Source organism: Amnibacterium soli, assembly GCF_039544415.1.
GTDB classification, from domain to species: Bacteria; Actinomycetota; Actinomycetes; order Actinomycetales; family Microbacteriaceae; genus Amnibacterium; species Amnibacterium soli.
In genome coordinates, this window is sequence record NZ_BAABLP010000004.1 from 389,336 (window position 1) to 414,376 (window position 25,041).

The 25,041-nt window shown below is 70.7% G+C and carries 35 protein-coding genes and 2 pseudogenes; 35 read left to right on the top strand and 2 right to left on the bottom strand.

The features are described 5' to 3' along the window. The 35 genes and pseudogenes from ABEA53_RS11400 (at position 1) to ligD (ending at position 23,146) form a co-directional block, all read left to right on the top strand. Positions 1-1,023 (top strand): LacI family DNA-binding transcriptional regulator, encoded by a 1,023-nt coding sequence (locus ABEA53_RS11400; protein WP_345481294.1) that lies wholly within the window; start codon positions 1-3, stop codon positions 1,021-1,023. Positions 1,024-1,048: 25 nt separating this feature from the next. Next, positions 1,049-1,555, top strand: coding sequence for a PaaI family thioesterase (locus ABEA53_RS11405; RefSeq protein WP_345481295.1), 507 nt, complete (start codon positions 1,049-1,051; stop codon positions 1,553-1,555). Positions 1,556-1,657: 102 nt separating this feature from the next. Next, positions 1,658-3,178, top strand: a complete 1,521-nt coding sequence (gene arfA, locus ABEA53_RS11410) for an arabinosylfuranosidase ArfA (RefSeq protein WP_345481296.1) — start codon at positions 1,658-1,660, stop codon at positions 3,176-3,178. Positions 3,179-3,232: 54 nt separating this feature from the next. After that, complete coding sequence (locus tag ABEA53_RS11415; RefSeq protein WP_345481298.1) at positions 3,233-4,576, top strand: extracellular solute-binding protein; 1,344 nt, start codon at positions 3,233-3,235, stop codon at positions 4,574-4,576. Positions 4,577-4,604: 28 nt separating this feature from the next. Beyond that, positions 4,605-5,540, top strand: coding sequence for a carbohydrate ABC transporter permease (locus ABEA53_RS11420; RefSeq protein ID WP_345481300.1), 936 nt, complete (start codon positions 4,605-4,607; stop codon positions 5,538-5,540). A 1-nt stretch (position 5,541) separates the two neighbouring features. Then, the gene (locus ABEA53_RS11425) at positions 5,542-6,462 is read left to right on the top strand and encodes a carbohydrate ABC transporter permease (protein WP_345481302.1); all 921 of its coding nucleotides are present in this window, start codon (positions 5,542-5,544) and stop codon (positions 6,460-6,462) included. Between the two features lie 698 nt (positions 6,463-7,160). After that, complete coding sequence (rpsJ, locus tag ABEA53_RS11430; protein WP_116648288.1) at positions 7,161-7,469, top strand: 30S ribosomal protein S10; 309 nt, start codon at positions 7,161-7,163, stop codon at positions 7,467-7,469. An 11-nt stretch (positions 7,470-7,480) separates the two neighbouring features. Further along, positions 7,481-8,134, top strand: coding sequence for a 50S ribosomal protein L3 (rplC, locus tag ABEA53_RS11435; protein ID WP_345481303.1), 654 nt, complete (start codon positions 7,481-7,483; stop codon positions 8,132-8,134). Between the two features lie 2 nt (positions 8,135-8,136). After that, positions 8,137-8,747, top strand: a pseudogene (gene rplD, locus ABEA53_RS11440) (50S ribosomal protein L4). Continuing rightward, positions 8,744-9,045 (top strand): annotated as a pseudogene (rplW, locus tag ABEA53_RS11445) (50S ribosomal protein L23). The pseudogenes rplD and rplW overlap by 4 nt, the downstream one beginning before the upstream one ends. Positions 9,046-9,061: 16 nt before the next feature. Then, positions 9,062-9,901 carry a 50S ribosomal protein L2 gene (gene rplB / locus ABEA53_RS11450; RefSeq protein WP_345481304.1) on the top strand — a complete coding sequence of 280 codons (840 nt, stop codon included), beginning with the start codon at positions 9,062-9,064 and terminating at the stop codon, positions 9,899-9,901. A gap of 12 nt (positions 9,902-9,913) precedes the next feature. Next, positions 9,914-10,195, top strand: coding sequence for a 30S ribosomal protein S19 (gene rpsS, locus ABEA53_RS11455; RefSeq protein ID WP_133764853.1), 282 nt, complete (start codon positions 9,914-9,916; stop codon positions 10,193-10,195). A gap of 25 nt (positions 10,196-10,220) precedes the next feature. Beyond that, positions 10,221-10,616, top strand: coding sequence for a 50S ribosomal protein L22 (gene rplV / locus ABEA53_RS11460; RefSeq protein ID WP_345481306.1), 396 nt, complete (start codon positions 10,221-10,223; stop codon positions 10,614-10,616). Further along, positions 10,616-11,362, top strand: a complete 747-nt coding sequence (gene rpsC / locus ABEA53_RS11465) for a 30S ribosomal protein S3 (RefSeq protein ID WP_345481307.1) — start codon at positions 10,616-10,618, stop codon at positions 11,360-11,362. Before rplV ends, rpsC begins: the two co-directional genes overlap by 1 nt. Beyond that, positions 11,362-11,781, top strand: a complete 420-nt coding sequence (gene rplP, locus ABEA53_RS11470; RefSeq protein WP_345481308.1) for a 50S ribosomal protein L16 — start codon at positions 11,362-11,364, stop codon at positions 11,779-11,781. The genes rpsC and rplP overlap by 1 nt, the downstream gene beginning before the upstream one ends. Next, entirely contained in the window at positions 11,781-12,131 is a 351-nt protein-coding gene (rpmC, locus tag ABEA53_RS11475; protein WP_345481309.1) for a 50S ribosomal protein L29, read from the top strand. Before rplP ends, rpmC begins: the two co-directional genes overlap by 1 nt. Next, positions 12,131-12,457 carry a 30S ribosomal protein S17 gene (gene rpsQ / locus ABEA53_RS11480; protein ID WP_345481310.1) on the top strand — a complete coding sequence of 109 codons (327 nt, stop codon included), beginning with the start codon at positions 12,131-12,133 and terminating at the stop codon, positions 12,455-12,457. Before rpmC ends, rpsQ begins: the two co-directional genes overlap by 1 nt. 4 nt (positions 12,458-12,461) lie before the next feature. Next, on the top strand, positions 12,462-12,830 hold the full coding sequence (gene rplN / locus ABEA53_RS11485) for a 50S ribosomal protein L14 (protein WP_133764864.1): 369 nt from the start codon (positions 12,462-12,464) through the stop codon (positions 12,828-12,830). Between the two features lie 3 nt (positions 12,831-12,833). Then, positions 12,834-13,193, top strand: coding sequence for a 50S ribosomal protein L24 (rplX, locus tag ABEA53_RS11490; protein ID WP_345481311.1), 360 nt, complete (start codon positions 12,834-12,836; stop codon positions 13,191-13,193). A gap of 3 nt (positions 13,194-13,196) precedes the next feature. Beyond that, a complete protein-coding gene (rplE, locus tag ABEA53_RS11495; protein WP_345481312.1) occupies positions 13,197-13,778 on the top strand; it encodes a 50S ribosomal protein L5 in 582 nt (193 codons plus the stop codon). Positions 13,779-13,851: 73 nt separating this feature from the next. Next, the gene (rpsH, locus tag ABEA53_RS11500; RefSeq protein ID WP_345481314.1) at positions 13,852-14,250 is read left to right on the top strand and encodes a 30S ribosomal protein S8; all 399 of its coding nucleotides are present in this window, start codon (positions 13,852-13,854) and stop codon (positions 14,248-14,250) included. A 6-nt stretch (positions 14,251-14,256) separates the two neighbouring features. Next, positions 14,257-14,793 carry a 50S ribosomal protein L6 gene (gene rplF, locus ABEA53_RS11505; protein WP_345481315.1) on the top strand — a complete coding sequence of 179 codons (537 nt, stop codon included), beginning with the start codon at positions 14,257-14,259 and terminating at the stop codon, positions 14,791-14,793. A gap of 2 nt (positions 14,794-14,795) precedes the next feature. Then, positions 14,796-15,155, top strand: coding sequence for a 50S ribosomal protein L18 (gene rplR, locus ABEA53_RS11510; RefSeq protein WP_345481316.1), 360 nt, complete (start codon positions 14,796-14,798; stop codon positions 15,153-15,155). 50 nt (positions 15,156-15,205) lie between these two features. Then, the gene (rpsE, locus tag ABEA53_RS11515; RefSeq protein WP_425550627.1) at positions 15,206-15,940 is read left to right on the top strand and encodes a 30S ribosomal protein S5; all 735 of its coding nucleotides are present in this window, start codon (positions 15,206-15,208) and stop codon (positions 15,938-15,940) included. Next, positions 15,940-16,122 (top strand): 50S ribosomal protein L30, encoded by a 183-nt coding sequence (rpmD, locus tag ABEA53_RS11520; protein ID WP_345481317.1) that lies wholly within the window; start codon positions 15,940-15,942, stop codon positions 16,120-16,122. Before rpsE ends, rpmD begins: the two co-directional genes overlap by 1 nt. Beyond that, positions 16,122-16,610: a 50S ribosomal protein L15 gene (rplO, locus tag ABEA53_RS11525; RefSeq protein WP_345481318.1), complete on the top strand. Its 489-nt coding sequence runs from the start codon at positions 16,122-16,124 to the stop codon at positions 16,608-16,610. Before rpmD ends, rplO begins: the two co-directional genes overlap by 1 nt. 114 nt (positions 16,611-16,724) lie before the next feature. Further along, positions 16,725-18,050, top strand: a complete 1,326-nt coding sequence (gene secY, locus ABEA53_RS11530; RefSeq protein WP_345481319.1) for a preprotein translocase subunit SecY — start codon at positions 16,725-16,727, stop codon at positions 18,048-18,050. Beyond that, a complete protein-coding gene (locus tag ABEA53_RS11535) occupies positions 18,050-18,625 on the top strand; it encodes an adenylate kinase (protein ID WP_345481320.1) in 576 nt (191 codons plus the stop codon). Before secY ends, ABEA53_RS11535 begins: the two co-directional genes overlap by 1 nt. 207 nt (positions 18,626-18,832) lie before the next feature. After that, the gene (gene infA / locus ABEA53_RS11540; protein WP_055965022.1) at positions 18,833-19,054 is read left to right on the top strand and encodes a translation initiation factor IF-1; all 222 of its coding nucleotides are present in this window, start codon (positions 18,833-18,835) and stop codon (positions 19,052-19,054) included. 97 nt (positions 19,055-19,151) lie between these two features. After that, complete coding sequence (gene rpmJ, locus ABEA53_RS11545) at positions 19,152-19,268, top strand: 50S ribosomal protein L36 (protein ID WP_119480711.1); 117 nt, start codon at positions 19,152-19,154, stop codon at positions 19,266-19,268. 174 nt (positions 19,269-19,442) lie between these two features. Further along, complete coding sequence (gene rpsM, locus ABEA53_RS11550; RefSeq protein WP_345481322.1) at positions 19,443-19,823, top strand: 30S ribosomal protein S13; 381 nt, start codon at positions 19,443-19,445, stop codon at positions 19,821-19,823. Between the two features lie 37 nt (positions 19,824-19,860). Beyond that, positions 19,861-20,262, top strand: coding sequence for a 30S ribosomal protein S11 (rpsK, locus tag ABEA53_RS11555; RefSeq protein ID WP_119480713.1), 402 nt, complete (start codon positions 19,861-19,863; stop codon positions 20,260-20,262). Positions 20,263-20,392: 130 nt separating this feature from the next. Beyond that, a complete protein-coding gene (locus ABEA53_RS11560) occupies positions 20,393-21,385 on the top strand; it encodes a DNA-directed RNA polymerase subunit alpha (protein ID WP_345481323.1) in 993 nt (330 codons plus the stop codon). After that, on the top strand, positions 21,385-21,993 hold the full coding sequence (gene rplQ, locus ABEA53_RS11565; protein WP_345481325.1) for a 50S ribosomal protein L17: 609 nt from the start codon (positions 21,385-21,387) through the stop codon (positions 21,991-21,993). The genes ABEA53_RS11560 and rplQ overlap by 1 nt, the downstream gene beginning before the upstream one ends. A gap of 130 nt (positions 21,994-22,123) precedes the next feature. Continuing rightward, positions 22,124-23,146: a non-homologous end-joining DNA ligase gene (gene ligD, locus ABEA53_RS11570; protein ID WP_345481326.1), complete on the top strand. Its 1,023-nt coding sequence runs from the start codon at positions 22,124-22,126 to the stop codon at positions 23,144-23,146. A 60-nt stretch (positions 23,147-23,206) separates the two neighbouring features. Here the strand turns inward: ligD and aroD are convergent, their stop codons facing one another. Together aroD and ABEA53_RS11580 are read right to left on the bottom strand one after the other, a co-directional pair. Continuing rightward, the gene (gene aroD / locus ABEA53_RS11575) at positions 23,207-23,968 is read right to left on the bottom strand and encodes a type I 3-dehydroquinate dehydratase (protein WP_345481327.1); all 762 of its coding nucleotides are present in this window, start codon (positions 23,966-23,968) and stop codon (positions 23,207-23,209) included. Beyond that, positions 23,965-25,017, bottom strand: a complete 1,053-nt coding sequence (locus tag ABEA53_RS11580; RefSeq protein WP_345481328.1) for an ATP-dependent DNA ligase — start codon at positions 25,015-25,017, stop codon at positions 23,965-23,967. Before ABEA53_RS11580 ends, aroD begins: the two co-directional genes overlap by 4 nt. Positions 25,018-25,041 lie beyond the last annotated feature (24 nt).

Genomic DNA, 25,041 nt, shown 5'->3' on the forward strand with positions numbered 1-25,041 from the left:
GTGCGACCGACCGTCAAGGACGTCGCGGCGCTGGCGCTCGTGTCGCCGAAGACCGTGTCCAACGTGCTCGGCGGCTCCGTGCCCGTCGCGCCGGACACCCGCTCGCGCGTCGAGGCCGCCATCGAGCGGCTCGGCTACGTGCCGAACCTCGCGGCGCGGGGGCTGCGGTCCGGGCGCACCGGCATCGTCGCGCTCGTCATGCCCGACCTGCGGGCGCCGTTCTCGGCGGAGGTGTCGCAGCACTTCGTCGAGCTGGCGCACCGCCGGGGCCTCGCGGTGCAGATCGAGCAGTCGTGGGACGACCTCGACCGCACGCGCGAGCTGATGGCCCAGGCGCGGCGCCACCTCGTCGACGGCGTCGTGATGAACCCGACCACGGCCGAGGAGCGGGACGTCGTGCTGACGGGCGGCGGCGGCTCGGTGCCCCTCGTGATGCTGGGCGAGGTGCTGCAGGACGACGTCGACCAGGTGTGGGTCGACAGCGTCGCCGCTGCGGCGCGCATGACGCGGTTCCTCCTGGCCCTCGGGCACCGCCGCATCGCGATGCTCGGCGTGCCGGGGCCCGACGTGGACACCGCCACCGGCGCGCAGCGGCGGGAGGGCTACCGGCGGGCGCTCGCGGAGGCGGGGCTGCCCGTCGATCCCGCCCTCGAGGTCGCCTGCCGCACCTGGCGCCCGGCCGGCGGGTTCGCGGCGATGGAGGAGCTGCTCGACCGCGGCGCGCGCCCGGACGCCGTGTTCTGCGCCACCGACTCCATCGCGATCGGCGCGCTGTCCGCGCTGTGGGGCCGCGGCATCCGGGCGCCCGAGGACGTCTCGGTCGCCGGGTTCGACGACATCGACGAGGCCGCCTTCGCGGCGCCTCCGCTCACCACCGTCCGCTTCGACAAGCGGGCGTACGCGGAGGCCGCGCTCGAGCACCTGGTGTCGCGGATCGACGGCTCCGACGAGCCGCCGACCCGCATCGAGGTGGCGGTCGAGATCGTGGAGCGCGCCAGCACGCGGCGGAGCACCGGGCGCTGAGCGCCGCGACGAGGAGGAGGACGCGATGACGGATCGGCACGCGAAGGTCGTGGAGTGGCAGGACCCGGCGCCCCTCGCGGCCGCCCTGCCGGCGATGAGCGGCCTCGAGTTCCTGCGGGCGATCGTGCGCGGCGAGCTGCCGCAGCCGCCGATCATGGCGACCATGGGCTGCGAGGCCGTCCTCGCGGAGCCCGGGCACGTCGAGTTCCGCTGCGTGCCGGACGGCTCCCACTTCAACCCCCTCGGCACCGTCCACGGCGGGTACGCCTGCACCGTGCTCGACAGCGCCGCGGCGTGCGCGGGCCAGACGGTGCTGCCGGCGGGCTCGGGCTACACGTCCATCGACCTCGAGGTGCGCTACCTGCGGCCGGTGCTCCCCGCGGGCGGGCCGTTCACCGCGGTCGGCCGCGTGGTGAAGCCGGGCCGGCGGGTGGTGTTCACGGAGGCCGAGCTGCGCGACGCGGCCGGCGCGGTGGTGGCCACGGCCACCTCGTCGCTGCTCGTGCTGCCGCTGCCGCCCCGCGGGGACTGACGACACGCCATGAGCGCTCACCCGGGCACTTGACGCGCGGTTCCAACGATGTAATCGTGAGCAGGCCACACCGACGTGCGCACGAAGGGGAGCCCCAGGATCGTGTCGAAAGCCCTGATCACCGTCTCGACCGGAGCGCGCATCGGCGCCATCGACCCGCGGGTGTACGGCTCGTTCGTCGAGCACCTCGGCCGCTGCGTCTACGACGGCATCTACGAGCCGCAGCACCCGACCGCGGACGAGCAGGGCTTCCGGGAGGACGTGCTCGCCCTGGTGCGCGAGCTCGGGGTCACGACCGTGCGCTACCCGGGCGGCAACTTCGTCTCGGGCTACCGCTGGGAGGACGGCGTCGGTCCCCGTGAGCAGCGGCCGGTCCGCCGCGATCTGGCCTGGCACTCCACGGAGACCAACGAGGTCGGCCTGCACGAGTTCGCGCACTGGAACCGGAAGGCCGGCAGCGAGCCGATGCTCGCGCTGAACCTCGGCACCCGCGGCGAGCTCGAGGCGCTCGACCTCGTCGAGTACACGAACCTGCCCGCCGGCTCCGCCCTGTCCGACCAGCGCGTCGCGAACGGCGCCCAGGAGGGCTTCGGGGTGCGCATGTGGTGCCTCGGCAACGAGATGGACGGGCCGTGGCAGCTCGGCCACCGCGATGCGGTCGACTACGGCAAGCTCGCGAGCCGCACCGCGAAGGCCCTGCGGCAGCTGCAGCCGGACCTCGAGCTGGTCGTCTGCGGCAGCTCCGGCGCGGCGATGCCGACCTTCGGCACCTGGGAGCGCCAGGTGCTCGAGCAGTCGTACGACGACGTCGACTTCATCTCGGCCCACGCGTACTACGAGCCGCACGACGGCGACGTGGACAGCTTCCTCGCCTCCGCGGTCGACATGGACCGGTTCATCGACGTCGTCGCGGCGACCGCCGACCACGTGAAGGCCGAGAAGCGCAGCGACAAGACGATCTTCATCTCGTTCGACGAGTGGAACGTCTGGTACCTGAGCCGGTACGAGGACGTCGACAAGATCACCGGCGACGACGACTGGCCGAAGGCGCCCCGCCTGCTCGAGGACGTCTACACGGTGACCGACGCGGTGGTCGTCGGCAGCCTGCTCATCTCGCTGCTGAAGCACGCCGACCGCGTGAAGTCCGCCAGCCTCGCCCAGCTCGTGAACGTGATCGCGCCGATCATGACCGAGCCCGGCGGGTCGGCCTGGCGGCAGACGACCTTCCACCCGTTCGCCATCACCGCCCGCCTCGGGCGCGGCGAGGCGCTGCGGGCGGAGATCGCGGGCCCGACGATCCCCACGAAGCGCTTCGGCGACGTGTCGGCGGTCGACGCGGTCGTGACGCGGGACGCGGAGGCCGGCACCGCCGCCGTCTTCCTCGTGAACCGGTCGCGCACCGAGCCGATCACGGTGTCCGTCGCGCTGCACGGGCTGGGCGGGGTCTCGATCACGGAGACGGCGACGCTCGCGGACGACGACCTCGAGGCCGTCAACACCGCCGCGGAGCCGGACCGCGTCACGCCCTCGCCCAACGACTCGGCGACGGTGTCGGACGGCTCCCTCACCATCACCCTCCCGCCCGTCTCGTGGACGGCGGTCGGGCTGACCGCGGAGGGCTAGGACGCGGCCCCGCGAGGGGGCGAGCAGGCAACGAACGACAAGGAGGTCGTCAGCATGGCCGATTCGATCACCAGGATGCAGCTCACCCGGCGCGGGCTGCTCGGCGCGGGGCTCGCGGCGCTCGCCGTGCCCTCGCTCGCCGCGTGCTCCACCCCGGCGGTGGCGGGGCTCACGGGCGCTGCGCTCGATCCGAAGACGCTCGTCTTCTGGAACCTCTTCGGCGGCGGTGACGGCAGCCGCATGCAGGAGATGGAGGCGGGCTACCGGAGGACCCACGGCGGGGAGGCGTCGCTGCAGGCGACCGTCTTCGCCTGGGGCAACCCGTACTACTCGAAGCTGACGCTCGCGACCGTCGGGAACAAGCCGCCCGACGTCGCGGTGGCGCACCTGACCCGGGCGAAGCTGCTCGCGCAGGGCGGCGTGCTCGACGAGATCACCGACGAGGACCTGTCCTCCGTCGGCCTCTCCGCCTCCGACCTCGACCAGAAGTCGTGGAACACGCAGCGGACCGACGGCCGCAACATCGCCATCCCGCTCGACACGCACCCGTTCGTCATGTTCTTCAACCAGGACGTCTGCGAGAAGGCGGGGCTGGTGGAGAACGGGAAGCTCAAGCCGATCTCCGGGCTGAAGGACTTCGAGGCCGCGCTCGCCGAGGTGAGCAGGGTGACCAAGGGCGGCGCCATCACCTCCGCCAACGTCAACGAGACGGCGACCCCCTGGCGCCTGTTCCAGACGCTCTACAGCCAGTTCAGCGACGTGAAGCCCTACCTGGGCGACGACGGGAAGACGATCACGGTCGACCAGGACGCGGCGAAGGAGGTGCTCGCCACGATCGCGCGCTGGGGCCAGAAGGGCTGGCTGAACAAGGCGCTCGACTACGCCGGCAGCCAGACGCCGATGTTCACCGGCAAGGCGGGCTTCTACCTGCAGGGCGAGTGGGAGATCACGACCGCCCAGTCGATCAAAGGGCTGAAGTTCGGCATGGCGCCCGTGCCGCAGCTCTTCGACAAGCCGGCCAGCCAGGCCGACTCGCACACCTTCGTGCTGCCGAAGAAGGACCGCACGCCCGAGCAGCGCAAGCAGGCGATGGGCTTCATCAAGTCGATGCTCGACCAGAGCTACACCTGGGCGCAGGGCGGCCACGTGCCCGCCTACCTCCCGCTGCGGGACAGCCGGAAGTACAAGGACCTCGAGCCGCAGGCCGACTACGCGGCGGCCGCGGACAACGCGGCGTACGACCCCACCGCCTGGTACTCGGGCTCCGGATCCACGTTCGAGACCATCGTCGGCTCGCAGTTCGCGCTCGTGCAGCAGGGCGCCTCGACGCCCGAGGGTGCGCTGAGGTCGGCGAGCGACCAGCTGCAGACCTACCTGCGCACCCCGTCCCCGCTCTGATCCGCCGACGAACCGGAAGGCCATCGCAATGACGCAAGCCATCTCCGTCCCACCCGCGGGAGTCGCCGCCCGCCGCTCCCGGAGCAACCCGATCGACCGCGGCGGCGGCCGGACCGCGTGGGGCTTCCTCGCCCCGTTCGGCGTCTTCTACGTGCTGTTCCTGCTGGGGCCCGCGGCGATCATGCTGGTCGTCAGCTTCTTCAACAGCTCCACCGTGAAGTCGGGGCTCGGCAGCTTCGCCGGGTTCGGCAACTACGCGGAGATGTTCGGTCGCGCCGACTTCTGGGACGCGATGTGGCACACCGTGCAGTTCACGATCTACACGACGCCGCCGCTCGTGATCCTCGGCTTCGTGCTCGCCGTGCTCACGAACCGCATCGGCCGCGGGCAGTGGTTCTTCCGGCTGGCGTTCTTCCTGCCGTTCGTGCTGCCGTCGGCGACCATCTCGCTCATCTGGCTGTTCATCTTCACGCCGGGCACCGGGCTGTGGGCGCTGGGGGAGCAGCTGATCGGGCTCACCCCCGGGCCGGGCGTGCTCGCGTCGCCGGCGACGGCGATGATCGGCGTCGCGCTGGCCACCGTCTGGTGGACGCTCGGCTTCAACTTCGTGCTCTACCTCGCGGGGCTGCAGGAGATCCCGCGCGAGATCTACGAGGCGGCTGCCGTCGACGGCGCGAGCCAGTGGGAGCAGATCCGCTACATCACGCTGCCGCTGCTGCGCAGGACCACGACCCTCGTGATCCTGCTGCAGATCATCGCGAGCCTGAAGATCTTCGACCAGGTGTACCTGATGACGCAGGGCGGCCCCGGCACCGCGACCCAGGTCGCGCTGCAGCTCGTGACGGGCACCGCGTTCACCGACAACCGGATCGGCGCGGCCTCCGCCGCCTCGACCATCCTCTTCGTCCTGATCGTCGCGATCGCAGTGATCCGGCAGCTCACCGACCGCACGAAGGAGGCGTGAGATGACGACGACGTCCACCACGCGGAAGCCGTCCGCCGTCCGCAACGCGGTCTCGCCGGCCGCGCCGGCACGGGTCGCGACGGCGACGACGACGAAGCGGAGCGACCGCGTGTTCAACGTGGTCGCCCTGGTCGTGCTGGTCGTGCTCGCGGTCCTCTGGCTCGTCCCGAGCCTGTTCGCGCTGAAGACCTCGCTCACCGACAACGGCACGGCGGCGCTCGGCGCAGGACCGATCATCTCCTCGTTCTCGCCGACGCTCCACTCGTTCGCGTCGCTGTTCAACGCGGGGGACATCTGGAACTGGTACATCGCCAGCGGCATCACCAGCGTGCTGACGACGGTGCTCACGGTGCTGTTCGCCTCGATGGCGGCGTTCGCGCTCTCGCGGCTGCAGTTCCGGGGCCGGAACCTCGTGTTCCTGCTGATCGTGCTCGGCATCATGATCCCGACGCAGGTGCTGATCGTGCCGATCTTCCAGATGCTCGGCAGCGTGGACCTGCTGAACACCTACTGGGGCGTGATCCTGCCGCAGGTGCCCGCCGTCATCGCGGTCTTCATCTTCAAGCAGTTCTTCGACGGGATCCCGAAGGATCTGGAGGAGGCCGCGCGCATCGACGGCGCCAGCCGCTGGCGCGTCTACTGGTCGGTGATCATGCCGCTGTCGCGCCCCGTCATCGCGGCGGTGTCGATCCTCACCTTCGTCGGGGTGTGGAACAACCTGCTCCTGCCGCTCTTCGTCGTGGCCAACCCGAACCTGATGACGATCCCGGTCGGCCTGGCGACGGTGCAGGGCAGCTTCGGCCAGCGCTACTCCGACATCCAGGCCGGCGCCATCCTCGGCGCCCTGCCCCTCGTGATCCTCTACGTGATCTTCCAGCGGCAGATCGTCGAGGGCGTGACGGGCAGCGGCCTGAAGGGCTGACAGCCGGCCGCGCGCGGCGTCGCGCGCAGTGCCTCCACCGCCCGAGGCCGTCGGAGGTGACGACGGACCGGAGCTCCGGACGCGGGGGCCCGAGGCGCTGCACCCCGGTCCGGCTCCACGGCTCCCGACGGACCCGGGCCACCCGGGGTCCGCGCGCGGTCGCGGGCCCGCGGCAGCAGGCGGAGGCCCACCTGGGTGCTCGTCGCCCTCGCTCGGCAGGTGGACCCGCCGCGCGGAGGCGGCGGCGCCGCGCAGCGCGGTCGGGTGCCGCGCACGGGGCGTGGCACGCTTCGTCGGAGGCGAGTGCACACGGGGTGCGGCGCGACACGCCCGGGTTGCACCCTGTCCTGGGGCGTGGCAAGATATCCGGGTTCCACATTCCGGGTGGACCCGTGCACGACGTGCATGCGGGCCCCTGGATCACCGTCAGGCTGTGCACGATCGAAGGATCGGGCCGCGGACGGCAGAACACCTCGGCGCTCCGGTGCTCCTTCCTCCGGGAAGGCGCGGGGGCCTGCGCAGACGCGCTGCGGATCGATTCCGCCTGCGCGCGTCCGCCGGGTCGACACGGACGCCGACACCCAAAGCAGAACAGCGGTGCGGATCGCGCTGCACCTCGGGGGAGACCCGGGGGTGCGGAGCGAGTCGGCCGGCAAGCCACGAACCGCGCGCTCCGGCGCGCACGGAACGAGGAATCCATGGCGGGACAGAAGATCCGCATCCGACTGAAGTCGTACGACCACGCGGGGCTCGACAGCTCGGCGCGCAAGATCGTCGACACGGTCACCCGTGCAGGCGCCACGGTCGTCGGCCCGGTGCCGCTCCCCACGGAGAAGAACGTCATCGCCGTGATCCGCTCGCCGCACAAGTACAAGGACAGCCGCGAGCACTTCGAGATGCGCACCCACAAGCGGCTCATCGACATCATCGACCCGACGCCGAAGGCCGTCGACTCGCTCATGCGGCTCGACCTCCCCGCCGACGTCAACATCGAGATCAAGCTCTAGGAGAGGAACGGATGTCCAACGCGACCCGCACGTTCTCCGGGCTTCTCGGCACGAAGCTCGGCATGACCCAGGTCTGGGGCGAGGGCAACAGGCTCATCCCCGTCACGGTCATCCAGGTGACGCCCAACGTCGTCACCCAGATCCGCACGGCGGAGAAGGACGGCTACGAGGCCGTCCAGATCGCCGCCGGCGCGATCGACCCGCGCAAGGCGAACAAGCCGGAGGCGGGCCACTTCTCGGCCGCCGGCGTCACGCCCCGCCGCCACCTCACCGAGGTCCGCACTGCGAACGCCGCCGAGTACTCGCTCGGCCAGGAGCTCGCCGTCGACGTCTTCGAGGCCGGCAAGAAGGTCGACGTGGTCGGCACCAGCAAGGGCAAGGGCTTCGCCGGCGTCATGAAGCGTCACAACTTCAAGGGCGTCTCGGCCAGCCACGGTGCGCACCGCAACCACCGCAAGCCCGGCTCGATCGGCGCCTCCTCGACGCCGTCGCGCGTCTTCAAGGGCATGCGCATGGCCGGCCGCATGGGTGGCGAGCGCGTCACCGTGCTCGGCCTCACCGTCCACGCGGTCGACGCCGAGAAGGGCCTGCTGCTCGTCAAGGGCGCCGTCCCCGGCGCCAAGGGCCGCCTCGTCTTCGTCCGCGACGCCGTGAAGGGGAACTGAACATGGCCGACGTCAAGAACCTGCCGATCGAGCTGTTCGACGCACCCACGAACGTCCCCCTGATCCACCAGGTGGTCGTGGCGCAGCTCGCGGCCGCCCGTCAGGGCACGCACAAGACGAAGAACCGGGCGAGGTCTCCGGCTCCGGCGTCAAGCCGTTCAAGCAGAAGGGCACCGGCCGGTCCCGTCAGGGCTCCGTCCGCGCGCCGGAGCACCGCGGCGGCGGCGTCGTGCACGGGCCGACCCCGCGCGACTACTCGCAGCGCACCCCCAAGAAGATGATCGCCGCGGCCCTGCTCGGCGCCCTCTCGGACCGCGCCCGCGCCGGCCGCATCCACCAGGTCTCGCTCGACCTGGGCGGCGTGCCCTCCACGAAGGCCGCGGCGGCCGCCCTCGAGGCGACCCGCAACGGCAAGCGCCAGCTGGTCGTGCTCGACCGCGCCGACACCGTCGCGCTGAAGAGCATCCGCAACCTCAAGCACGTCGAGGTCCTGTACGTGGACCAGCTGAACGCGTACGACGTCCTGAAGAGCGACGACCTCGTCTTCACCCCCGCCGCCCTCGACGCGTTCATCGCGGCCAAGGGCTCGTCCGCTGTGGAGGTCTCCGAGTGAGCGCCATCGATTACAAGGACCCGCGCGACGTGATCCTGCGTCCCGTGGTCTCCGAGAAGAGCTACGGCCTGATCGACGAGGCAAGTACACGTTCCTCGTGGACCCGCGCGCCAACAAGACCGAGATCAAGCTGGCCGTCGAGAAGATCTTCGGCGTCCAGGTCAAGTCGGTCACCACGGCGAACCGCACGGGCAAGACCCGCCGCACCCGCTTCGGCACGGGCAAGCGCAAGGACACCAAGCGCGCCATCGTCTCGCTGAAGTCGGGCTCCATCGACATCTTCACGGCCGTCGGCTAGGGCCGGAGGGAAACACATGCCTATTCGTCAGTACAAGCCGACCACCCCCGGTCGCCGCGGCTCCTCCGTCGCCGACTTCGCGGAGATCACGCGCACCACGCCCGAGAAGAGCCTGCTGCGCCCGCTGCCGAAGACCGGTGGCCGCAACGCGCAGGGCCGCATCACCACGCGGCACATCGGTGGCGGTCACAAGCGCCAGTACCGCGTGATCGACTTCCGCCGCGCCGACAAGGACGGTGTGAACGCCCGCGTCGCGCACATCGAGTACGACCCGAACCGCACCGCGCGCATCGCGCTGCTGCACTTCGTGGACGGCGAGAAGCGCTACATCCTGGCGCCGACCCGCGTGAAGCAGGGCGACGTCATCGAGACGGGCCCCGGCGCGGACATCAAGCCGGGCAACAACCTGCCGCTGAAGAACATCCCGGTCGGCACGGTCGTGCACGCGATCGAGCTGAAGCCGGGCGGCGGCGCGAAGATGGCCCGTTCCGCGGGCGCCTCCGTGCGCCTCGTGGCGAAGGACGGCCCCTACGCCCAGCTGCGCCTCCCCTCGGGCGAGGTCCGCAACGTCGACGTGCGCTGCCGCGCGACGATCGGCGAGGTCGGCAACGCCGAGCAGTCGAACATCAACTGGGGCAAGGCCGGCCGCATGCGCTGGAAGGGCGTGCGCCCGACGGTCCGCGGTGTCGCGATGAACCCGATCGACCACCCGCACGGTGGTGGTGAGGGCAAGACCTCCGGTGGTCGTCACCCGGTCTCCCCGTGGGGTCAGGCCGAGGGTCGCACCCGCCACCCGAACAAGGAGAGCGACAAGCTCATCGTCCGCCGTCGCACCGTCGGCAAGAAGCGCAAGTAGGAGTAGCGAAGAATGCCTCGCAGCCTGAAGAAGGGCCCCTTCGTCGACGACCACCTGCTGACGAAGGTGCAGAACGCCAACACGAACAACTCGAAGCAGGTCATCCGCACCTGGTCGCGCCGTTCGATGATCATCCCCGCGATGCTCGGCCACACCATCGCCGTGCACGACGGCCGCAAGCACATCCCCGTCTTCGTGACGGAGGCGATGGTCGGGCACAAGCTCGGCGAGTTCGCCCCCACCCGCACGTTCCGCGGGCACGAGAAGGACGACAAGAAGGGTCGTCGCCGCTAACCGCGGCGACGGTAAGGAGACAGTCATGGTGGAGTCCACCGCGCGGCTGCGGCAGGTCCGCATCACCCCGCAGAAGGCCCGTCGCGTCGTCGACCTCATCCGCGGCAAGCAGGCCGCGGAGGCCCTCGCGATCCTCAAGTTCTCGCCGCAGGCCGCGGCGACCCCGGTGTACAAGCTCGTCGCCTCGGCGATGGCGAACGCCAAGGTCAAGGCCGACGCCGAGAGCACCTACCTCGACGAGCAGGACCTCTTCATCGAGAAGGCCTACGTCGACGAGGGCACCACGCTCAAGCGGTTCCAGCCGCGTGCGCAGGGTCGGGCGTTCCGCATCAACAAGCGCACGTCCCACATCACCGTCGTGCTGTCGACCCCCGCGGCCGACGCCGCGGCTCCGGCAACGCAGAAGAAGGGGAACCGCTGATGGGCCAGAAGGTCAACCCGTACGGCTTCCGTCTCGGCATCACCACCGACCACACCTCGCGCTGGTTCAGCGACTCGCAGAAGGTCGGTCAGCGGTACAAGGACTTCGTGGCGGAGGACGTCGCGATCCGGCGCCTGCTGCTCAAGCGCCTCGACCGCGCCGGCGTGGCGAAGATCGAGATCGAGCGCACCCGCGACCGCGTCCGCGTGGACATCCACACGGCGCGCCCGGGCATCGTCATCGGCCGCCGCGGCGCCGAGGCCGAGGCCATCCGCGGCGACCTCGAGAAGCTGACGAAGAAGCAGATCCAGCTGAACATCCTCGAGGTGAAGAACCCCGAGGCCGAGGCCCAGCTCGTCGCGCAGGGCATCGCCGAGCAGCTCTCCGCCCGCGTGGCCTTCCGCCGCGCGATGCGCAAGGGCCTGCAGAGCGCCCAGCGCGCCGGTGCCAAGGGCGTCCGCGTGCAGGTCTCCGGCCGCCTCGGCGGCGCGGAGATGAGCCGCAGCGAGTTCTACCGCGAGGGCCGCGTGCCCCTGCACACGCTCCGCGCGAACATCGACTACGGCTTCTACGAGGCCAAGACGACGTTCGGCCGCATCGGCGTGAAGGTCTGGATCTACAAGGGCGACATCACGAACAAGGAGCTCGCCCGCGAGCAGGCGAGCCAGCCCGGCCGCCGGCCCGAGCGCGGCGACCGTCGTGGTGGCGGCCGTCGCAACGAGGCCATGGAAGGGGCGAACGCCTGATGCTGATCCCGCGTCGAGTCAAGCACCGCAAGCAGCACCACCCCGGCCGGAGCGGCCAGGCCACCGGCGGCACGAAGGTCTCCTTCGGCGAGTTCGGCATCCAGGCCATCACCCCGGCCTACGTGACGAACCGGCAGATCGAGTCCGCCCGTATCGCCATGACCCGCCACATCAAGCGCGGCGGCAAGGTCTGGATCAACATCTACCCGGACCGCCCGCTCACCAAGAAGCCCGCCGAGACCCGCATGGGTTCCGGGAAGGGATCGCCCGAGTGGTGGGTTGCCAACGTCAAGCCGGGCCGCGTCCTCTTCGAGGTCGCCGGCGTCGAGGAGTCGCTCGCCCGCGAGGCGCTGCTCCGTGCCATCCACAAGCTGCCGCTCAAGGCACGCATCATCACCCGTGAGGAGGGAGACGCCTGATGGCGATCGGTTCCAAGAACCTCGCTCCGTCCGAGCTGGACTCGTTCGAGGACAGCCGTCTGACGGAGGAGCTCCGCCGGGCGAAGGAGGAGCTGTTCAACCTCCGCTTCCAGTCCGCGACCGGCCAGCTCGAGGGCCACGGGCGCGTCCGCGCCGTCAAGCGCGACATCGCCCGGATCTACACCGTGATGCGCGAGCGCGAGCTCGGCATCCGGACCACCCCGGCCCCCGCCCCGGTCACCGAGGCGAAGCCGAAGCGCAGCCGCGCCAAGAAGGACGCGGACGACACGACCACCGAGACCGGCAGCGCGACTGCCACGCAGGCCTCGGAGTCCGAGGAGACGAAGTAATGGCGAAGGCTCAGGAGACCACGGCTCCGGCCGCCGGCCACGAGCACGGCGCGCACGACGTCCGCGACGAGGCTGCCCGCGGGTACCGCAAGTCCCGCCGCGGCTACGTCGTCAGCGACAAGATGGACAAGACCATCGTCGTCGAGGTCGAGGACCGCGTGAAGCACCCGCTGTACGGCAAGGTCATCCGCCGCACCAGCAAGGTGAAGGCGCACGACGAGGCCGGGTCGGCCGGCATCGGCGACCTCGTGCTGATCAGCGAGACCCGTCCGCTGTCCGCGACGAAGCGCTGGCGCCTCGTCGAGGTGCTCGAGAAGGCGAAGTGACCCGATGATCCAGCAGGAATCCCGACTCAAGGTCGCCGACAACACCGGCGCCAAGGAGCTCCTCACCATCCGCGTGATGGGCGGCTCCGGCCGTCGCTACGCCGGCCTGGGCGACACGATCGTCGCGACCGTCAAGGACGCGATCCCCGGCGGCAACGTCAAGAAGGGCGACGTCGTCAAGGCAGTCATCGTGCGCACGGTCAAGGAGACCCGTCGTCCCGACGGCTCCTACATCAAGTTCGACGAGAACGCCGCCGTCATCCTTAAGAACGACGGCGACCCCCGCGGGACGCGCATCTTCGGTCCGGTCGGTCGCGAGCTCCGCGACAAGAAGTTCATGAAGATCATCTCGCTCGCACCGGAGGTGATTTGAACCATGGCCAAGATCAAGAAGGGCGATCTCGTCCAGGTGATCTCGGGCGCCTCGCAGACCCGCGGCGGTGACCGCGGCAAGCAGGGCAAGGTCCTCGAGGTCCTCGTCGAGAAGAACCGCGTCGTCGTCGAGGGCGTGAACTTCGTCACGAAGCACGAGCGCGTGGGCCAGACCCAGCGCGGCACCCGCACGGGCGGCATCGAGACCGTCGAGGCCCCCATCCACATCTCCAACGTCGCGCTCGTCGACCCCGACACGAAGAAGCCGACCCGCGTCGGCCACCGCGTCGAGACCAAGACCACGGACGGCGTCACCAAGACCGTCCGCGTGCGCTACGCGAAGAAGTCCGGGAAGGACCTGTAACCCATGACGGACACGACTGTTGCGCCGGCTGAGAAAGTTCAGCCGCGCCTGAAGCAGAAGTACCGCACCGAGATCGTGCCGAACCTCCAGAAGGAGTTCGGCTTCGGGAACATCCACCAGGTCCCCGGCCTCGTCAAGGTCGTCGTCAACACCGGTGTCGGCGAGGCCGCCCGCGACGGCAAGATCATCGACGGCGCCGTGGCGGACCTGACCAAGATCACCGGGCAGAAGCCGCAGGTCACGAAGGCCCGCAAGTCCATCGCGCAGTTCAAGCTGCGCGAGGGTCAGCCGATCGGCGCCCACGTGACGCTGCGCGGCGACCGGGCGTGGGAGTTCCTCGACCGCCTGCTGTCGCTGGCCCTGCCCCGCATCCGCGACTTCCGCGGCCTGTCGGACCGCCAGTTCGACGGCAACGGCAACTACACCTTCGGCCTGACCGAGCAGAGCGTGTTCCACGAGATCGACCAGGACCGCATCGACCGGGTCCGCGGCTTCGACATCACCGTGGTCACGACCGCCAGGACCGACGACGAGGGCCGTGCGCTGCTGCGTGCCCTCGGCTTCCCGTTCCGCGCCGCTTCCTGACGCACCGCCCGCTGACGACGGGCTCCGTATGAGGTCCGGGACCTTCCCGGAAACCTGACGAAAGAAGATCCACATGACGATGACCGATCCGGTCGCGGACCTGCTCACGCGGGTGCGCAACGCGAACTCGGCCTTCCACGAGTCGGTGTCCCTGCCGCACTCGAAGCTGAAGGCCGGCATCGCGGACATCCTGAAGCGCGAGGGCTTCATCTCCGACTGGAGCGTCGAGGACGCCCGCGTCGGCAAGACCCTGACGCTCGACCTGAAGTACGGCCCGAACCGGGAGCGGTCCATCGTGGGCATCAAGCGCGTCTCGAAGCCCGGCCTCCGCGTGTACGCGAAGTCGACCGAGCTGCCCACGGTGCTCGGCGGCCTCGGCGTCGCGATCCTGTCCACCTCCTCCGGACTCCTCACGGACCGGCAGGCGACGAAGAAGGGCGTGGGCGGGGAAGTCCTCGCCTACGTGTGGTGAGCTGACATGTCGCGAATCGGACGACTCCCCATCGAAATCCCCGCCGGCGTCGACGTGACGATCGACGGGCCGACCGTGTCGGTGAAGGGCCCGCGCGGCTCCATGAGCCACACGATCCCCGCGCCGCTGACCGCTGCGCTCGAGGACGGCAAGGTCATCGTGGCCCGGCCCGACGACGAGCGCCGCTCCAAGTCGCTGCACGGCCTCACGCGCACGCTGATCGCCAACCAGATCGTCGGCGTGACGCAGGGCTACACCAAGGGCCTCGAGGTCGTCGGCACCGGCTACCGCGTGCAGGCCCGCGGCGCGAGCATCGAGTTCGCGCTCGGCTTCTCGCACCCCGTGCTCGTCGACCCGCCCGAGGGCATCACGTTCACCGTCGAGGGCAACAACCGCCTCACGGTGTCCGGCAACGACAAGCAGGCCGTCGGCGAGGTCGCCGCGAACATCCGCAAGATCCGCAAGCCCGAGCCCTACAAGGGCAAGGGCGTCCGGTACGCCGGCGAGAACGTGCGCCGCAAGGCCGGGAAGAGTGGGAAGTAAGCATGGCGAACACCTCTCGGACCGCCGCGCGTGAGAAGCGTCACACGCGGCTGCGCAAGCACATCTCCGGCACCGCGACCGCTCCGCGGCTCGTCGTGAACCGTTCCGCCCGGCACGTCTTCGTGCAGGTCGTGGACGACACCGTCGGCCGCACCCTGGCCTCCGCATCGACCCTCGAGGCCGACCTGCGGAGCCTGGAGGGCGACAAGACCGCCAAGGCGAAGCGCGTCGGCGAGCTCGTCGCCGAGCGCGCCAAGGCCGCCGGCATCCAGTCCGTCGTGTTCGACCGCGGCGGCAACAAGTACGCGGGACGCGTGGCGGCTGTCGCCGACGGCGCCCGGGAAGGCGGGCTGAGCCTGTGAGCGACACCACCAACACCACTCCGGAGCCGACCGACACCGCCGCCGCCGAGCTGGCAGCGGCCGTCGCCGCGTCGACCTCCGCGCCGGCGGAGCCCGTCGTCGAGGCGCCGGTCGAGACCGCGGCCGGCACCGACTCGGTCAGCCGCGACAACCGGCTGAGCCGGGGCCGTGGCGGTCAGAGCGCCGGTCAGGGCGGTCGTGGCAACGACCGCAACGACCGCGGCGGCCGTGACCGCAACAACCGCAGCGGGGACAGCAACTTCCTCGAGCGCGTCGTGACGATCAACCGCGTCTCGAAGGTCGTGAAGGGCGGTCGTCGCTTCAGCTTCACCGCCCTCGTGATCGTCGGTGACGGCAACGGCACCGTCGGCGTCGGCTACGGCAAGGCCCGCGAGGTCCCGACCGCCATCAGCAAGGGCGTCGAGGAGGCGAAGAAGAACTTCTTCCGCGTCCCCCGCGTCGCCGCCACCATCCCGCACCCCGTGCAGGGTGAGGCCGCGGCCGGCGTCGTCCTGCTGCGCCCCGCCGCTGCCGGTACCGGCGTCATCGCGGGCGGCCCCGTGCGCGCCGTCCTCGAGTGCGCCGGCATCCACGACGTGCTGTCGAAGTCCCTCGGCTCGTCGAACACCATCAACATCGTCCACGCGACGGTCGCGGCCCTCAAGCAGCTCGAAGAGCCGCGCGCGGTCGCCGGTCGTCGTGGCCTGGACGTCGACGAGGTCGTGCCGGCCCGTCTCCTGCGCGATCAGGCGGCGGCCGCTGCGGCCCAGAAGGTGAGCGCCTGATGGCCACCCTGCGCGTCACGCAGATCAAGTCCAAGGTGAGCGAGAAGCAGAACCAGCGCGACACCCTGCGTTCGCTGGGTCTGAAGCGCATCGGCCAGACGGTCGAGCGCCCGGACGACACGCAGAACCGCGGCTACGTCCGCACCGTCGCCCACCTCGTCAAGGTTGAGGAGATCGACTGATGTCCGACAGCAAGCCGACCGCCGGTACGGCGGAGGAGAAGGCCGACAAGGTCTCGCTCCTGAAGGTGCACCACCTGCGTCCCGCAGCCGGTGCCAAGAAGGACCGCATCCGCGTGGGTCGCGGTGAGGGCTCGAAGGGCAAGACCGCGGGCCGCGGCACGAAGGGCACGAAGTCGCGCTACCAGGTCCGTGCGGGCCTCGAGGGCGGCAACCTGAACTTCGTCATGCGGTCCCCGAAGCTCAAGGGCTTCAAGAACCCCTTCCGCGTCGAGTACCAGGTCGTGAACCTGGAGAAGCTCGCCGTGCTCTACCCGACCGGTGGCGACGTGACCGTCGCCGACCTGGTCGCCAAGGGCGCCGTGCGGAAGAACGAGAAGGTCAAGGTCCTCGGCTCCGGGGATATCGCGGTTAGTCTGAACGTCGCCGTCGACAAGGTCTCCGAGTCGGCGCAGCAGAAGATCGTCGCCGCCGGCGGTTCGGTCAACTGATCTGCAACGTGTCGGGGCCCTTCGCTTGACAGGCGGGGGCCCCGACGCATGCGTCCAGCCCGACACCCGGGCGCCGCGGGCGCAGTGGACTGACGGAAGGCCTTAGGGAGACAAGTGCTGAGTGCTGTCGCGCGGATCTTCCGCACCCCCGATCTGCGCCGCAAGGTGCTGTTCACCCTCGCGATCATCGCGGTCTTCCGGCTCGGGTCGTTCGTGCCTGCGCCGTTCGTGGACTTCTCGAACGTGCAGCAGTGCCTCGCGAGCCAGCAGACGGGCGCGAGCGGGCTGTACCAGCTCGTCAACGTGCTCTCGGGCGGCGCGCTGCTCCAGCTGTCGATCTTCGCGCTGGGCATCATGCCCTACATCACGTCGTCGATCATCGTGCAGCTGCTGCGCGTGGTCATCCCTCGGTTCGAGGCCCTCTACAAGGAGGGGCAGGAGGGTCAGGCCCGCCTGACCCAGTACACGCGCTACCTCACCATCGCGCTCGGCGTCCTCCAGTCGACGACGCTGATCACGGTGGCGCGCAGCGGCGCGCTGTTCGGCACGACCGACAACGCGGCGTGCTCCTCCCTGATCTCCAACACGCAGTGGTGGGCGACGGTGCTCATGGTGCTGACGCTGACCGCCGGCACCGGCCTCATCATGTGGATGGGCGAGCTCATCACCGAGCGCGGCGTCGGCAACGGCATGTCGCTGCTGATCTTCACGGCCATCGCCGCCCGCTTCCCGCAGTCGATCATCGCCATCGGCCAGGCGCAGAGCCCCGAGGTCGCGGTCGTCGTGGTGCTGATCGGCGTCGTCATCGTCGGCCTGGTCGTCTACGTCGAGCAGTCGCAGCGGCGCATCCCCGTCGAGTACGCGAAGCGCATGGTCGGCCGCCGCACGTACGGCGGCAACAACACCTACATCCCGATCAAGGTGAACATGGCGGGCGTCGTGCCGGTCATCTTCGCGTCGAGCCTGCTGTACCTGCCGGCTCTGATCGCCCAGTTCAACCAGCCCCGCAACGGCTCGCCGGCGCCCGGCTGGGTGACGTGGATCCAGAACTACCTGACGACGGGCGACCACCCGCTCTACATGGCGATGTACTTCCTGCTCATCGTCGGGTTCACGTACTTCTACGTCGCGATCACCTTCAACCCGGAGGAGGTCGCGGACAACATGAAGAAGTACGGCGGCTTCATCCCGGGCATCCGCGCCGGGCGCCCGACGGCCGAGTACCTCGACTACGTGCTCACCCGCGTGACGCTGCCGGGGTCGATCTACCTCGGCCTGCTGGCGCTGATCCCGCTGGTCGCCTTCGTGGCGATCGGCGCGAACCAGAACTTCCCGTTCGGCGGCGCCTCCCTGCTGATCATCGTGGGCGTCGGCCTCGAGACCGTGAAGCAGATCGACTCGCAGCTGCAGCAGCGCCACTACGAGGGCCTGCTCCGCTGATGCGGATGCTGCTGATCGGCCCTCCCGGCGCCGGGAAGGGCACGCAGGCCGTGCGCGTCGCCGAGGCCTACGGGATCCCCGCCATCTCGACGGGCGACATCTTCCGGGCCAACGTGACCGAGGGCACGCCCCTCGGGCTGCAGGCCAAGGAGTACATGGACCGCGGCGCCTACGTGCCCGACGACCTGACGAACGCGCTCGTGCTCGACCGCCTGTCCGAGGACGACACCGCCTCCGGCTTCCTGCTCGACGGGTTCCCGCGCACGCTCGCGCAGGTCTACACGCTCGACGACTGCCTGCGGTCGCTCGACAGCGAGCTCGACGTCGTGGTGCAGCTCGTGATCGAGGGCGACGAGATCGTGCAGCGGCTGCTGCGCCGGGCGGAGGACCAGGGGCGCAGCGACGACACGGAGGACGTGATCCGCAAGCGGCTCGCGGTGTACCAGGAGCAGACCCATCCGCTCGCCCAGGTCTACTCGGACCGCGGCGTGCTGGTGAGCGTGGACGCGATCGGCTCGGTCGAGGTCGTCACGCAGCGGATCTTCGACTCGCTCGAAGCCCGCGCACCCCGCTGACGCGCCGAGGCGCCCAGCAGGAGCAGGAATGATTTCGCCTCCACGGCGTTATCACGTATGATCATCCGTCGGCCATCGCGCGCCCTGTGGCGCTGCAGGTCGGCCGATCCGTCTGCCGGGCATCCCGCCCGCTGACGTCCCGCATGACCAGTGATCCGTCGTGTCCGTCCGTGAAGCGGCCGGCACGACCAGTGACCGCGTGAGGCTATGGCCAAGAAAGACGGTGTCATCGAGATCGAGGGCGCGGTGGTCGAAGCACTGCCCAACGCGATGTTCCGGGTGGAGCTGAGCAACGGGCACAAGGTGCTGGCACACATCTCCGGCAAGATGCGGCAGCACTACATCCGCATCCTTCCTGAGGACCGTGTCATCGTCGAGCTGAGCCCGTACGACTTGACCCGCGGCCGGATCGTCTACCGCTACAAGTAGCCGTCCGGCTGCGACGGCGGAGCGTCGCACGATCGCTGAGAAGTAACGGCCGACCGGGTCACCGGTCGGTACGAGGACAGCGAGAAGAGGAAATCCCATGAAGGTCGCGCCTTCCGTCAAGCCCATCTGCGAGCACTGCCGCGTCATCCGCCGTCACGGCCGGGTGATGGTCATCTGCTCGGTGAACGTCCGCCACAAGCAGCGCCAGGGCTGACCCGCCGCGACCGGATCCCCGCCCTCGGGCGAGGGTCCGGACGCAGCACCTGCACCACCCACAACTGAACATCCAGCGGCAGCGGAACCCTCGGGAAGGAGGGGGACACCCCGGGTCGGAGGCCCGAGCACAGCTGCCGCATCACACCTCCGCATCCTGACAAGGAGCAGACGCATGGCGAGACTTGCCGGCGTCGACATCCCGCGCGAGAAGCGCGTGGAGGTCGCACTCACCTACATCTACGGCGTGGGACGCACCCGTGCCACCGAGACGCTGCAGGCGACGGGCATCGACCCGAACACCCGCGTCCGGAACCTCACCGACGACCAGCTGGTCGCGCTCCGCGACCACATCGAGGGCACCTACAAGGTGGAGGGCGACCTCCGACGCGAGGTCGCCGCCGACATCCGCCGCAAGGTCGAGATCGGCTCCTACGAGGGCCTGCGCCACCGCCGCGGCCTGCCGGTGCGCGGTCAGCGCACCAAGACCAATGCGCGCACCCGCAAGGGCCCGAAGCGCACCGTCGCCGGCAAGAAGAAGGCCGGGCGCAAGTAGCGCTCGCCCACCGCAGACTTCGTAGGAGAGAACAGACATGGCAGCACCGAAGGCCGGCGCCGGCCGCAAGCCGCGCCGCAAGGAGAAGAAGAACGTCGCGATTGGGCAGGCCCACATCAAGTCGACGTTCAACAACACGATCGTCTCGATCACGGACACCACCGGTGCCGTGATCAGCTGGGCCAGCTCCGGCGGCGTGGGCTTCAAGGGCTCCCGCAAGTCGACGCCGTTCGCCGCGCAGCTCGCGGCCGAGTCGGCGGCGCGCCAGGCGCAGGAGCACGGCATGAAGAAGGTCGACGTCTTCGTGAAGGGTCCGGGCTCCGGCCGCGAGACCGCGATCCGCTCCCTCCAGGCCGCGGGCCTCGAGGTCGGCTCGATCAACGACGTGACGCCGCAGGCGCACAACGGCGTCCGCCCGCCGAAGCGCCGCCGCGTCTAGCACGAGCGAGGAGGGGGTGCTCCGGCGCCCCCTCCTGCCGCCGTGCCTGGACGCCTTCCAGACCCCCGGGCCACCGCCCGGACCCACCCACCCTTGTGTCATATAGCGGACACGAAAGGACACCACCACCGTGCTCATCGCACAGCGCCCCACCCTCGCCGAGGAGCCCATCAGCGAGTTCCGCTCGCGGTTCGTCATCGAGCCGCTCGAGCCGGGCTTCGGCTACACCCTCGGCAACTCGCTCCGCCGCACCCTGCTCTCGTCCATCCCGGGCGCCGCGGTCACGTCCATCCGCCTCGAGGGCGTCCAGCACGAGTTCACGACGATCCCCGGTGTGAAGGAGGACGTCACCGAGATCATCCTGAACATCAAGCAGCTGGTCGTCTCCTCCGAGCACGACGAGCCGATCACGGCCTACCTGCGCAAGCAGAGCGAGGGCCCGGTCACCGCCGCCGACATCTCGGCGCCCGCCGGCGTGGAGATCCACAACCCCGAGCTGCTCATCGCGACGCTGAACGACAAGGCGCGCTTCGACCTCGAGCTCACCATCGAGCGCGGCCGCGGCTACGTCTCCGCGACGCAGAACCGCAGCGAGTTCAGCGAGGCCGGCCAGATCCCGGTCGACTCGATCTACTCGCCCGTCCTCAAGGTCACCTACCGCGTCGAGGCGACGCGCGCCGGTGAGCGCACCGACTTCGACCGCCTGGTGGTCGACGTCGAGACGAAGGCGGCCATCTCGCCGCGCGACGCCATCGCGTCCGCCGGCCGCACCCTCACCGAGCTGTTCGGCCTCGCCCGCGAGCTGAACAGCGCCGCCGAGGGCATCGAGATCGGCCCGGCGCCGGTGGACCAGCTGGTCTCCTCCGAGCTGTCGATGCCGATCGAGGACCTGGACCTGTCGGTCCGGTCCTACAACTGCCTCAAGCGCGAGGGCATCAACACGGTCAGCGAGCTCGTCTCCCTGTCCGAGACGCAGCTGATGAACATCCGCAACTTCGGCCAGAAGTCGGTCGACGAGGTGAAGGACAAGCTCGTCGAGCTCGGCCTCTCCCTGAAGGACGCCGTGCCCGGCTTCGACGGCACGCACTTCTACTCCGCTTACGACGACGAGGAGAACGCATAATGCCCAGGCCAGCGAAGGGCGCCCGGCTCGGCGCCGGACCGGCGCACGAGCGCCTGCTGCTCGCGCAGCTCGCGTCGCAGCTGTTCGAGCACCGCTCGATCCAGACCACCGAGGCCAAGGCCAAGCGCCTGCGCCCCGTGGCCGAGCGGTACATCACGTTCGCGAAGCGCGGCGACCTCGCCTCGCGCCGCCGCGTCATGCGGAGCATCGGCAGCAAGACCGTCGTGCACGAGCTCTTCACGGAGATCGCGCCGCTGGTCGCCGAGCGCCAGGGCGGCTACACCCGCATCGTGAAGACCGGCTTCCGCAAGGGCGACAACGCCCCCATGGCGGTCATCGAGCTCGTCCTCGAGCCCGTGACCCCGAAGCGCTCGTCGCGCAGCCGCACCGCTGCCGCGACCGCGCCGGCCGCCGGCTCCGACGTGCCCGTCGAGGAGACGAACACGATCGAGGAGTCCGCGCCGATCGAGGCCGAGACCGAGACCCCGGCTGCCGCCGAGGTCGAGGAGTCGGCGGCGGAGACGGCGTCCGAGGCGCCCGACGTCGAGGCGCCCGCCGCGGACGAGCCGGCCGTGCCGGACGAGAAGCCGGCGACGACCACCTCCTGATCGCGTCGCACACGCGGAACGCATCACAGCAGCGCAAGAGGCCTGCACCCCGCCGGGGTGCAGGCCTCTTCGTCGTCCGGCGCCTTCGGGGGAGTGCCGCGCGCAGCCCGACTCCGTGAGGATGAGGCGCATGGCGAGTGAAGCGACCACGGTCGACGTCCCGGGACCGCACGGCGTCCGCACCATGCGGGTGTCCAGCCCGTCCCGCGTGCTGTGGCCGGAGGCGGGCATCACGAAGCTCGACCTCGTGCACTACTTCGTGCAGGTCGCCGACGCCTTCCTCGCCGCGAACGGCGACCGGCCCGTCTCGCTGCAGCGCTTCGGCGGCGACGTGACCGGGGACTCCTACTTCTCGAAGAACCCGCCGAAGGGCGCGCCCGAGTGGCTCCGCTCGGTCGTGGTGACCTACCCGTCGGCGCGCGCGCACCCGCAGCTGGTGCTCGACGAGCCCGCGGGCATCGTGTGGGCGGCGCAGATGAACACCGTCGTGTTCCACGCCTGGCCGTCCAGGGCGGACGCGTCGGACAACCCTGACCAGCTGCGCATCGACCTCGACCCGCAGCCCGGCACGGCGCTGGCGGAGGCGACGCGCGCCGCATCCGGCATGCGCGAGGTGCTCGCGGAGGCGGGGCTCACCGCGTTCGTGAAGACCTCGGGGAACCGCGGGCTGCACCTCTACGCGCCGATCCGGCCGGAGTGGGAGTTCCTCGACGTGCGGCACGCGGTGATCGCGGCGGCGCGCGAGCTCGAGCGCCGGCGCCCTGAGGAGGTGACCACGGCCTGGTGGAAGGAGCTCCGCGGCGAGCGGATCTTCCTCGACTACAACCAGGCGGCCCGCGACCGCACCATCGCCGGCGCCTACAGCCCCCGGGCGCTGCCGACGGCGACCGTGTCCTGCCCGGTCACCTGGGACGAGCTGGAGGCGGGCGTCGACCCGGGCGCGTTCACCGTGCTCACGGTGCCGCAGCGGCTCGCGACCGTCGGCGACCCCTGGACGGGCATGCGGGACGCGGCGGGCGGGCTGGAGACGCTGCTGGGCTGGTGGGAGCGCGACCTCGCGAACGGCGAGGGCGAGCTGCCGTTCCCGCCCGACTACCCGAAGATGCCGGGCGAGCCGCCCCGCGTGCAGCCCTCGCGCGCCCGCTCCTCCTAGCGGGGCCGTCCGCTGCTGATCCGCCGGTGCGCACCGCCGGTCCTGCAGCGGCGGGCCCCGCTAGCGGGCGGCGTGGATCAGCTCGAGTGCGTCGCGGAGGCGGGCGGCGTCCACCTGGCCGGGCGCGCTGGCGGCGCCGACCGCGCCGAAGGTGACGGCGGAGCCGAACGCCTCGCCCGCGAGGCGGGACACGACGCCCAGCGGTCCCATCGCCATGGTGATCGCCGGCCGGGCGTCGGGGCGCGCGGCGTAGTCGCGGGTGGCAGCGAGGAGCGTCAGCACGTCCTCGGGTCCGGTCGGGGTGCACGCGAGCTTGACGACGTCGGCGCCGAGCGCCTGCTGGGCCACCAGCCGCTCGACGATCGCCTGCCGCGCCGGAGTGCCGACGAGGTCGTGGAAGGACGTCACGACGGGCTTGCCGACCGTGTGCGCCGCCGCGACGACCGCGCCGACCAGGTCGGCGGGCAGGGCCGCCTCGACGTCGACTGCGGCGACCCCGTCCAGACCGGCCGCGTCCACGAGGAGCGCTCGGAGCGCCTCCGGCGACGGCTGCGCGCCGCCGCCCTCCGCAGCCGTGCGCAGCGTGAACAGCAGCGGCAGGCGGTCGTCCAGCGCGGCGCGCACCGCCGCCACCGCCTCGCGCACCGACACGACGTCGTCGACGTCCGCGAAGCGGTCGATCCGCAGCTCGACGAGGTCGGCCACGTCCGGCGGGACCGCCGCCGCCTCGGCGACGAGCGCGTCCGTGGTCGCCCCGGTGAGCGGCACGCAGATCCGCGGCCGGCCGGGGCCGAGCACGACGTCGCCGATCCGTGCCGTCACGCGAGCACGGCCCCGAGGTCGTAGGCGTGCGGGACCTCGAGCTGCTCGAACGTGCAGGAGCGCGCGTCGCGGTCGGGCCGCCAGCGCTCGAGCTGCACGGTGTGCCGGAAGCGGTCGCCCTCCATCTGGTCGTACCGCACCTCGAGCACCAGCTCGGGCCGCAGGACCACGAACGACGTGTCCTTGGAGGAGGAGAAGCGGTTGCGCTCGCTGGAGCCCCGCACCGGCTCGCCGTGCTCGTCGCGCTCCACCATCGGCGCGAGGGCGTCGATCATCTCGTCGCGCACCTTCGTGGTGAAGGCCGAGACCCCGCCCACCTGGCGCAGCACGCCCTCGTCGTCGTACAGGGACACCAGCAGCGACCCGACGCCGTGGCCGCTCGCGTGGATCCGGTAGCCCGTCGCGATCACGTCCGCCGTGCGGTGGTGCTTCACCTTGAGCATCGTGCGCTTGCCCGGTGCGTAGACCGCGTCGAGCGGCTTCGCGACGACGCCGTCGAGCCCCGCTCCCTCGAACTCGGCCAGCCAGCGCTCCGCGAGCGAGGCGTCCTCCGTGACGCGGGTGATGAACAGGGGCGCGGCCGGCGCGGGGAGGAGGGCCTCCAGCGCGGCTCGGCGCTCGCGGAACGGCGCGTCGAGCAGGGAGCGGTCGCCCTCCGCCAGCAGGTCGAACGCGATGAAGGAGGCGGGGGTCTCGGCGGCGAGCTTCGCCACCCGCGACGCAGCGGGATGGATGCGCTGCGACAGCGCCTCCCAGTCGAGCCGCTGCGAGCCGGGCTCGCCGGCGGGCACGACGACCTCGCCGTCGAGCACGCAGGGGCCGGGCAGCGCCGCGGCGAGCCCCTCGACGAGGTCCGGGAAGTACCGGGTCAGGGTCTTGCCGCCGCGGCTGCCGATCTCGACGGTCTCGCCGTCGTAGGCGACGACGCCGCGGAACCCGTCCCACTTGGGCTCGTACGACAGCGGCCCCCCGCCCGGGGCGGTCGCGGGCACGCCGGTCACCGCCTTCGCGAGCATCGGCTCGATCGCGTGGTCCACGGGCAGCGGCATGCCCACATCCTGCCGCGCGGCGCA

Bases quoted from the DNA above. Each gene is read 5' to 3' on its own strand.
- ABEA53_RS11405 (WP_345481295.1), top strand. From the start codon at position 1,049: ATGACGGATCGGCACGCGAAGGTCGTGGAGTGGCAGGACCCGGCGCCC.
- ABEA53_RS11415 (WP_345481298.1), top strand. From the start codon at position 3,233: ATGGCCGATTCGATCACCAGGATGCAGCTCACCCGGCGCGGGCTGCTC.
- ABEA53_RS11420 (WP_345481300.1), top strand. From the start codon at position 4,605: ATGACGCAAGCCATCTCCGTCCCACCCGCGGGAGTCGCCGCCCGCCGC.
- ABEA53_RS11425 (WP_345481302.1), top strand. From the start codon at position 5,542: ATGACGACGACGTCCACCACGCGGAAGCCGTCCGCCGTCCGCAACGCG.
- rpsJ (WP_116648288.1), top strand. From the start codon at position 7,161: ATGGCGGGACAGAAGATCCGCATCCGACTGAAGTCGTACGACCACGCG.
- rplC (WP_345481303.1), top strand. From the start codon at position 7,481: ATGTCCAACGCGACCCGCACGTTCTCCGGGCTTCTCGGCACGAAGCTC.
- rplB (WP_345481304.1), top strand. From the start codon at position 9,062: ATGCCTATTCGTCAGTACAAGCCGACCACCCCCGGTCGCCGCGGCTCC.
- rpsS (WP_133764853.1), top strand. From the start codon at position 9,914: ATGCCTCGCAGCCTGAAGAAGGGCCCCTTCGTCGACGACCACCTGCTG.
- rplV (WP_345481306.1), top strand. From the start codon at position 10,221: ATGGTGGAGTCCACCGCGCGGCTGCGGCAGGTCCGCATCACCCCGCAG.
- rpsC (WP_345481307.1), top strand. From the start codon at position 10,616: ATGGGCCAGAAGGTCAACCCGTACGGCTTCCGTCTCGGCATCACCACC.
- rplP (WP_345481308.1), top strand. From the start codon at position 11,362: ATGCTGATCCCGCGTCGAGTCAAGCACCGCAAGCAGCACCACCCCGGC.
- rpmC (WP_345481309.1), top strand. From the start codon at position 11,781: ATGGCGATCGGTTCCAAGAACCTCGCTCCGTCCGAGCTGGACTCGTTC.
- rpsQ (WP_345481310.1), top strand. From the start codon at position 12,131: ATGGCGAAGGCTCAGGAGACCACGGCTCCGGCCGCCGGCCACGAGCAC.
- rplN (WP_133764864.1), top strand. From the start codon at position 12,462: ATGATCCAGCAGGAATCCCGACTCAAGGTCGCCGACAACACCGGCGCC.
- rplX (WP_345481311.1), top strand. From the start codon at position 12,834: ATGGCCAAGATCAAGAAGGGCGATCTCGTCCAGGTGATCTCGGGCGCC.
- rplE (WP_345481312.1), top strand. From the start codon at position 13,197: ATGACGGACACGACTGTTGCGCCGGCTGAGAAAGTTCAGCCGCGCCTG.
- rpsH (WP_345481314.1), top strand. From the start codon at position 13,852: ATGACGATGACCGATCCGGTCGCGGACCTGCTCACGCGGGTGCGCAAC.
- rplF (WP_345481315.1), top strand. From the start codon at position 14,257: ATGTCGCGAATCGGACGACTCCCCATCGAAATCCCCGCCGGCGTCGAC.
- rplR (WP_345481316.1), top strand. From the start codon at position 14,796: ATGGCGAACACCTCTCGGACCGCCGCGCGTGAGAAGCGTCACACGCGG.
- rpmD (WP_345481317.1), top strand. From the start codon at position 15,940: ATGGCCACCCTGCGCGTCACGCAGATCAAGTCCAAGGTGAGCGAGAAG.
- rplO (WP_345481318.1), top strand. From the start codon at position 16,122: ATGTCCGACAGCAAGCCGACCGCCGGTACGGCGGAGGAGAAGGCCGAC.
- ABEA53_RS11535 (WP_345481320.1), top strand. From the start codon at position 18,050: ATGCGGATGCTGCTGATCGGCCCTCCCGGCGCCGGGAAGGGCACGCAG.
- infA (WP_055965022.1), top strand. From the start codon at position 18,833: ATGGCCAAGAAAGACGGTGTCATCGAGATCGAGGGCGCGGTGGTCGAA.
- rpmJ (WP_119480711.1), top strand. From the start codon at position 19,152: ATGAAGGTCGCGCCTTCCGTCAAGCCCATCTGCGAGCACTGCCGCGTC.
- rpsM (WP_345481322.1), top strand. From the start codon at position 19,443: ATGGCGAGACTTGCCGGCGTCGACATCCCGCGCGAGAAGCGCGTGGAG.
- rpsK (WP_119480713.1), top strand. From the start codon at position 19,861: ATGGCAGCACCGAAGGCCGGCGCCGGCCGCAAGCCGCGCCGCAAGGAG.
- rplQ (WP_345481325.1), top strand. From the start codon at position 21,385: ATGCCCAGGCCAGCGAAGGGCGCCCGGCTCGGCGCCGGACCGGCGCAC.
- ligD (WP_345481326.1), top strand. From the start codon at position 22,124: ATGGCGAGTGAAGCGACCACGGTCGACGTCCCGGGACCGCACGGCGTC.
- ABEA53_RS11580 (WP_345481328.1), bottom strand. From the start codon at position 25,017: ATGCCGCTGCCCGTGGACCACGCGATCGAGCCGATGCTCGCGAAGGCG.